Origin of the sequence: Endozoicomonas sp. SESOKO1 (assembly GCF_024606265.1) — a bacterium.
GTDB lineage: Bacteria > Pseudomonadota > Gammaproteobacteria > Pseudomonadales > Endozoicomonadaceae > Endozoicomonas.
Window position 1 is genome coordinate 23379 of sequence record NZ_JAHHPP010000046.1, and the last position, 6000, is coordinate 29378.

Consider the following 6000-nt stretch of genomic DNA (forward strand, 5'->3'; position numbering starts at 1 on the left):
AGTCTCTACATGTCCTTCATAAACAAAAATAAAACTTCTAGCTAAACGGCTTTGCCAGCAAAGCCACTCCATAGTATTTGAGTATCAGGATATGAGTATGTCTACCTCCAAAGGAACCGTTAAGTGGTTTAACGACGAGAAAGGCTTTGGTTTTATCAGCCAGGAAAACGGTGGCCCTGACGTGTTTGCCCACTTCCGTCAGATTGCTACTGAAGGCTTCAAAACCCTGACTGAAGGTCAGCGCGTCGAGTTCCGTGTAACTCAGGGCCAGAAAGGTCTGCAGGCTGAAGAAATCCGCCCTCTGTAAAGTGGGTTTTTGCTCAGTTTCCGCCTGGGCGATCCCGGAAAAAGGCAGTACTTTACCGTACTGCCTTTTTTTTGTCCGGGCTATGGTATTTTACGGTTATTCAATCTCAGTCTGATGATTGGTACGGTTTGTTGACAAATTACACTTTTATGGTGGGGCTGAATCCGTCATTATAGTGCTCCCGTTTGCTGAGGCTGGCGGGATGTTGGTTTTCAAGGGCATCTCAGGCGATTGGTAGCACTACTGATTACTCCTGGAAGATACCCGGCGTTATTTGGGCAAGGCAGTCGATGACAGTAGAAGACAGTAATATTTCTGACCAGGGCATCCAGAAACAGGAAACGCAGCTGGCATCTGAGCAGGACGGTTTCTCTATGAGTCAAGAGCTTCCGGAAGAGGCCAGGAAAATTCTTGAGAGGCTGCATAACCGGCCTGAAAGTGACGTTATGAACTCTGAGGCGCTGCGCCTGGTGCGGGTTATCTGGCCCGGTGCGTTTAATGTTTCAAACCCCCGGCCCCTCAAGATCGGTATCCACAAGGAGATGGCGGAAGCAAACCTGCTGCCGGCGTATATCATTCCTGTTGCATTGCGGTTTTTTACGTCCATGGAACGCTATCTTGAGAAGATCAAGCCAGGAGCTACCCGTATTAACCTTCAGGGGCAGGCGGCAGGGCGAGTGAAACTCCGCGAAGCCGTTGATGCAGAAATCAAACTGTATACCCAGAGCAGTGACTTTATCACTACGAGAGATCTGATCATCATCAAGAAGGTCCGTTTGCTTTCTGTGAATAAGCAGTCTTGAAGGGATATTGAAGGGATAACTGTATTGAGGGAGTGCCTTTATCTTATGGAAAGTATGATAAGTACTTACTCGTACGGTGTAAAAAACGACTACTCTCCCTCATTATAATCGCTATAATCAGCTGATATTGAGGGAGTAGCCTGCCGTCGTCAGTTTCGACCGACCGGTGTATACATCAACATGCATTGACCGTTCGGTCATGGTGTATACGATGCTTGCCACAGGGCAGCATTTGGCCAGACTCAGATGATGGATACCAGCAAGAGGGCCTGGTACCTGTCGTCTGATTGGCATGCCCTCAGTGATTCCCATTCATGATTTCCATCCTTCAGTTTATTCTGGCAGTTGTTGTCGGGTTTATTGTGCTTTGCTGGAGCGCAAACCGCCTTGTTGAAGTGGCCTCGACCCTGGCATTTCGTCTTGGTATGCCGCTGTTAACCATCGGTGTTACGGTGGTCGCTTTTGGTACCTCTGCTCCTGAGTTAATGGTTTCTTCTGTTGCGTCATTTAATGGCTCCGGCGGTATCGCCATCGGTAATGTGGTAGGCTCGAATATCGTCAATATCGGCCTGATTCTGGCGATTGGTGGACTGATTGCGCCTTTGGTCGTCAAGGCCCGGATTGTCTACCGCGAACTTTCTATCCTGTTGATTGCCACGATAAGTGCTGCCCTGATGTTAATGGACGGTACATTAAGCTTGTGGGATGGGATTATTTATTCTGCCGCCTTTTTGGCTTACAGCTTCTATTTGCTGAAATCTTCAACCGGGCCCGAAGCTGAGCAGGATATACCCGTACTCCCAATCAGTACTATCAGGGCTTTTGCCGAGTCTCTGGTGATGCTGTTGATGCTGGTGCTGGGCTCTCAGCTTCTGGTCTGGGGTGCTAAAGGTATTGCCCTGGCGATGGGGGTCAATGAGCTGATTATTGGCCTGACACTGGTGGCTTTTGGCACCAGCCTTCCTGAACTGGCGGCAGTGGTGGTCAGTGCCAGAAAGGGGCTTCACGATATGACGGCCGCTACGGTTATCGGTTCCAATATTTTTAATATTCTTGCTGTACTGGGGCTGTCTGGTGTCATCGGCCAGGATATTACTGTGGATGCTTCTGCGTTACGAATTGATATTCTGACCATGGTTGCCATGACAGTTCTTTTGGCGATTGTCGTTTATTCCAGCAAGGCTGCTTTTGATAAAAGCAGTACAAGTGGTACAAACAGTTCAATTGATACCGAGAAAAGACAAGGCCATCTTCCTGTCAGTATCTGGAAAGTATCCGGGTATAAATGCCTGCTGTTGCTGCTTACTTTTGTGGCCTATCAGGTCTGGTTGGTGATGAATGCATCATAACGTAGCTGCCTGCCTTTGCTCTCCCTGGTGCTCTCTTTGGTGCTCTCCTTGGTAATAGGGGGGGGCAGAATCTTTCGCAAAGTCTGGCTGGCTGTTTTTTGATCAATGCCTCCTCATTGCCTGATTTGCCAGATGCGTGTGAACTATCCCGAATATTGTCACAAGTTTATCCACAGAAGATGTGGATAAACTGTTTTTCAGAACATCAGCGGGCAAGGATCATCAGGTAGCGCAGCTGCTCACGGTGAAGCATCCAGCGAATAAACCAAACCTGCAGTCGCAGCCTGATCCACATCTTTGACCGTGTGAATGCACAAAGGCCCTGGTAGTGCTGACCAAACCAGAAGCAGAAACCAGAGAGGACATCATCGGTAATATCCATGATCTCAACCTGCTCAAACCCATGCTGTTCAAGCAGGTTTTCGTAGGTCTCTTTGATGGGCATGTCTTCAACCAGGAGTCCTGATATGCGACCAAGACTGTTTACCAGGCGTTGCTCCCGGCGGTCCTGAAATGGCCGGGCCAGTACCATGTCGGTAAAAGCCAGGGTGCCACCGGGCTTGAGCACTTTCCTGACATGGCTGAAAAAATGGGAGCGGGACTCCAGGTGGTAAACGCAGTCCAGGCCAACTAACTTGTTGCAGCTATTCTCTGGCCATTCTGCCAGAGCCTTTTCACCACCCCGGACCAGTTTAAGCCCATTGAAATGCCCGCAATGCTCCAGTGCCCTGGCCATCTGCTGCTCATCACTGGCGATTGCCGTAAGGTGCTGGACCTGGTAATAATCCAGCCAGACCAGTAGCTGGTCATGGCTGGTAAAACCGACATCAAGGACTTCATCCTGAGTGGACAGGCAGGCTTTGTCGGCCAGTAACCCTGCCATTTCGGAACATGCCTGCCGGTATTGGGACGTATCTCTCCAGTAACCCAGCAAGCGCCAGCCAGAGGAGGGCTGTACCGGGTTATTCAACAGCCACTGATCCACCTTCAGCTCGCGCTCGCGACTTGAAGATGGCCACCAGATGCGTATCAACAGCGCCAGGCCTTGAGCCATTAGACCGGACATGAACAGCCAGGTCAGGAGCACTCCGAGAAGAAATGAAAGAATTGGCATAATTTAACTATTAGTTATATCCATCCTTTTTTAATTGGGTAGGGATAATAGAGAGATCATTGAGCATTTGCCAGATCTGCAGCCTGGTAATGCTCGGTTTTTTCTATTCGAATATATGTAATATCATATGGTGACAGTCAGGTATTTTCTTTAAAATGTCCTGCTTTATGATTCCAATGAAGAAGAGGTTGTCTCATGGACGTAATGGAGCAAATAAAAGAACAGGTTGAATCCCATGCTATCCTGCTGTACATGAAAGGCTCTCCCAAGCTACCGCAGTGTGGTTTCTCCGCCAAGGCGGTTCAGGTGCTGATGGCCTGTGGCGAACAGTTCGCTTTTGTTGATGTTCTGGCTAACCCGGAGATCCGTGCCAATCTGCCCAAGTATGCTAACTGGCCAACATTCCCACAGCTGTGGATTAAGGGTGAGCTGGTTGGTGGCAGTGATATCATTATTGATATGTTCAACAGCGGTGAGCTGCAGCAGTTGATTGCCGGGGCGGCTGGTTCGGCTGAAAAGGCAGAAGACTGATTCTGCAATAGCGATTTGGCCTTCCGGTGTGATGAAATCGGAAGGTTGCCGTTCTTCCCGCTTTCTTTCCTAGCCCGAATTGATTGAGTCCCTGTCAGTCTCCCCTGTCTTCTGGTATTTCGCCAAAGGCTGTTCCACCGGAGCAAAGTCATAAGGTAGCGAGTGAAATCCCAGTGATTCTGACGGTGCTGCCATCGTGGCCGGGGTCTCTTGCCTGGAATCATTGACTGGGCGCGTTTCAGTAGACGTTTCCCGGTCCGGGGAGCTGGAGCCATACATGGTAGTAGCTGGTATTGAAAAGCTTGTGGATAAAGTGACTCTGGGTTTTACCTGTTGCACTGAAGTCCCGGGATAAGAGTGAAGTCTTTCTGGTATTGGAGGGCCACTCCTGTTCTTGTACGAGTACTTTGTTCTGGCTTTTAAAATAACCCTTTTGCCTGAAGCTACAGGTGCAGGCTCAGATTGCTGATCCTTCTTGATATTGGCGTGGTTTGACAGTGACAGACCGGAAAATGCCGCTTCTATTTCCAGATCACACGCCAAATCACTATCTGGTTCATTTTGCGAAGTTGATACTCTCTTCTCAAATTTCGAGGAAGGGCGTGAAAATGCAGAATCTTCTGCGAACAGGACGTAATTTGACGGAGGCTGTGTGGTAACTTTCAGGCCTCTGCTGGTTCGTCCGGAATCTGGTGTTCGTGTGGGATTTGGCTTTTTGATGCCTTCATCAGGTGCAGTATCCCAGAACAGCACCGGCCTTGTTGGGGGAGTGCCCGTTGGTTGCATAGCCGCGCGCCAGCATGAGTTATTTCAATTGGGTTTGATATTTTAATCGCTAATTGGTTCCTTTTCTTTGCACAAAAAAAACTCAATAAGTTCTGGGTTGTCTTTCTTCACGGTTTGTTTGTGGTGCGTGATTAAAAAATAGATATTTGTCGCTACTGTGGTAGGCGAAAACCGCGGCTCTGTGTATCATTGCATGGGCAGTTTTTTCGTGCGTGATTCAGTACGGGATTGCATATTTACTGGACTCCCGTAAAACGCACAGTTTTGTAAACCATCGCTTTGTTAACCATCGTTTTGTTAACCATAGGAGAAACACTGATGGGCGTTTTAGTAGGCAAAAAGGCTCCTGATTTCACAGTACCCGCTGTATTGGGCGACGGGTCTATTGTTGATGCTTTTACACTGTCCGAAGCCATCCGTGGTAAATACGGTTTGTTGTTTTTCTACCCACTGGACTTCACCTTCGTATGTCCTTCTGAACTGATTGCCCTGGATCACCGTATGAGTGCATTCAAGGAGCGTGGTGTTGAGGTGATCGGTGTTTCCATTGATTCTCACTTTACCCACAATGCATGGCGCAATACTCCTGTTGATCAGGGTGGTATCGGCCCGGTGAAATACACTCTGGCTGCGGATATGACCCACGACATCTGCAAGTCATATGACGTCGAGTCTGAAGGTGGCGTTGCCTTCCGTGGTGCCTTCCTGATCGACAAGGATGGTCTGGTTCGCTCCCAGATCGTTAACGATCTGCCACTGGGCCGTAATATGGATGAGCTGATCCGTCTGGTTGATGCCCTGCAGTTCCACGAAGAGCACGGCGAAGTTTGCCCCGCAGGCTGGAACAAAGGTGACAAGGGGATGACAGCCTCTCCAGACGGTGTTGCCAGGTATCTCTCAGAGAGTGCTGACGGTCTCTGAAATCCTGAAACGAGTGAAACGTGCCGATCATCCAGCGTTTTTAAAATTTTTTTTGCAATGGAATACTTGACTCACGGCAAAATAACCTTATTATTCGCTGCCGTTGGTTGGTGACGAAACGTCGACAACCACCATAGTTCCCTGATAGCTCAGTTGGTAGAGCAAATGACTGTTAATCATTGGGTCGCT

Annotated in this window: 7 protein-coding genes and 1 riboswitch; of the genes, 5 read left to right on the top strand and 2 right to left on the bottom strand. The window is 48.9% G+C overall.

What is annotated here, in order from left to right; translation table 11 throughout:
• Positions 1-97: 97 nt before the first annotated feature.
• The 3 genes from KDK13_RS02855 to KDK13_RS02865 all read left to right on the top strand — a co-directional run bounded on the left by KDK13_RS02855 (position 98) and on the right by KDK13_RS02865 (position 2459).
• A complete protein-coding gene (locus tag KDK13_RS02855) occupies positions 98-307 on the top strand; it encodes a cold-shock protein (RefSeq protein ID WP_066016878.1) in 210 nt (69 codons plus the stop codon).
• A 290-nt stretch (positions 308-597) separates the two neighbouring features.
• Complete coding sequence (locus KDK13_RS02860) at positions 598-1110, top strand: ProQ/FinO family protein (RefSeq protein ID WP_257283333.1); 513 nt, start codon at positions 598-600, stop codon at positions 1108-1110.
• A gap of 117 nt (positions 1111-1227) precedes the next feature.
• A riboswitch (yybP-ykoY riboswitch) is annotated at positions 1228-1343 on the top strand.
• Between the two features lie 81 nt (positions 1344-1424).
• Positions 1425-2459, top strand: a complete 1035-nt coding sequence (locus tag KDK13_RS02865; RefSeq protein ID WP_257283334.1) for a calcium/sodium antiporter — start codon at positions 1425-1427, stop codon at positions 2457-2459.
• 205 nt (positions 2460-2664) lie between these two features.
• Here the strand turns inward: KDK13_RS02865 and KDK13_RS02870 are convergent, their stop codons facing one another.
• The gene (locus KDK13_RS02870; RefSeq protein ID WP_257283335.1) at positions 2665-3513 is read right to left on the bottom strand and encodes a methyltransferase domain-containing protein; all 849 of its coding nucleotides are present in this window, start codon (positions 3511-3513) and stop codon (positions 2665-2667) included.
• A gap of 255 nt (positions 3514-3768) precedes the next feature.
• Between KDK13_RS02870 and grxD the strand changes: the two genes are divergently transcribed.
• Positions 3769-4104 (top strand): Grx4 family monothiol glutaredoxin, encoded by a 336-nt coding sequence (grxD, locus tag KDK13_RS02875; RefSeq protein WP_257283336.1) that lies wholly within the window; start codon positions 3769-3771, stop codon positions 4102-4104.
• A gap of 69 nt (positions 4105-4173) precedes the next feature.
• On the opposite strand, the gene KDK13_RS02880 is transcribed toward grxD, so the two are convergent.
• The gene (locus KDK13_RS02880; protein WP_257283337.1) at positions 4174-4890 is read right to left on the bottom strand and encodes a hypothetical protein; all 717 of its coding nucleotides are present in this window, start codon (positions 4888-4890) and stop codon (positions 4174-4176) included.
• Positions 4891-5208: 318 nt separating this feature from the next.
• Between KDK13_RS02880 and KDK13_RS02885 the strand changes: the two genes are divergently transcribed.
• A complete protein-coding gene (locus tag KDK13_RS02885) occupies positions 5209-5811 on the top strand; it encodes a peroxiredoxin (RefSeq protein ID WP_257283338.1) in 603 nt (200 codons plus the stop codon).
• The last annotated feature ends 189 nt before the right edge of the window (positions 5812-6000 follow it).

Coding starts and splice junctions, on each gene's coding strand:
- KDK13_RS02880 (WP_257283337.1), bottom strand. CDS start 4,890: ATGCAACCAACGGGCACTCCCCCAACAAGGCCGGTGCTGTTCTGGGAT.
- KDK13_RS02885 (WP_257283338.1), top strand. CDS start 5,209: ATGGGCGTTTTAGTAGGCAAAAAGGCTCCTGATTTCACAGTACCCGCT.
- KDK13_RS02855 (WP_066016878.1), top strand. CDS start 98: ATGTCTACCTCCAAAGGAACCGTTAAGTGGTTTAACGACGAGAAAGGC.
- KDK13_RS02865 (WP_257283334.1), top strand. CDS start 1,425: ATGATTTCCATCCTTCAGTTTATTCTGGCAGTTGTTGTCGGGTTTATT.
- KDK13_RS02860 (WP_257283333.1), top strand. CDS start 598: ATGACAGTAGAAGACAGTAATATTTCTGACCAGGGCATCCAGAAACAG.
- grxD (WP_257283336.1), top strand. CDS start 3,769: ATGGACGTAATGGAGCAAATAAAAGAACAGGTTGAATCCCATGCTATC.
- KDK13_RS02870 (WP_257283335.1), bottom strand. CDS start 3,513: ATGGCTCAAGGCCTGGCGCTGTTGATACGCATCTGGTGGCCATCTTCA.